Genomic DNA, 601 nt, shown 5'->3' with positions numbered 1-601 from the left:
TCTTCCTGTGCCCGTATGAGACGTGTCCGGGACAACGGTGCCCGTACTCGCGCTATTCCGCCTGCCCATGTGGCCGACACCCACACCCGCGGACACAATGGGCGTATGACACATGCTGCGGAGCCTGCCGTGTACGACGTCGTGGTCATCGGTGCGGGCCCGGTGGGTGAGAACGTGGCGGACCGGGCCCGGGCCGCCGGGCTGAGCGCCGCCGTCGTCGAGTCCGAGCTGATCGGCGGCGAGTGCTCCTACTGGGCCTGCATGCCGAGCAAGGCGCTGCTGCGCGGAACCGAGGCGCTGACCGAGGCGCGTGCGGTGTCCGGGGCGGCGCAGGCCGTCACGGGGGAGCAGGACGTCGCGGCGACCCTCGAACGTCGCAACACGTTCACCTCGCACTGGGACGACTCCGGGCAGGCCGCGTGGGTGCTGGGCGCCGGGATCACCCTGGTCCGCGGCACGGGGCGGCTGGACGGCGAGAAGACCGTCGTCGTCACCGACGCGGACGGCACCGAGACCCGGCTCACCGCCCGGCACGCGGTCGCGGTCTGCACCGGCTCCGACGCGGCCGTCCCGCCGATCGAGGGGCTGCGCGAGATCGAGC

Annotated in this window: 1 protein-coding gene; it reads left to right on the top strand. The window is 72.9% G+C overall.

Features of this window, described 5'->3' with window-relative positions; all coding sequences use genetic code 11:
• Positions 1-105: 105 nt before the first annotated feature.
• On the top strand, positions 106-601 hold a 496-nt coding region (locus tag E6R62_RS38390; RefSeq protein WP_136218003.1), incomplete at its 3' end, for an FAD-dependent oxidoreductase.

Origin of the sequence: Streptomyces sp. A1136 (assembly GCF_004795055.1) — a bacterium.
Classification (GTDB): Bacteria; Actinomycetota; Actinomycetes; order Streptomycetales; family Streptomycetaceae; genus Streptomyces.
Note: the sequence above shows the minus strand (reverse complement) of the source record. Positions and strands in the feature narration are given on the sequence as shown.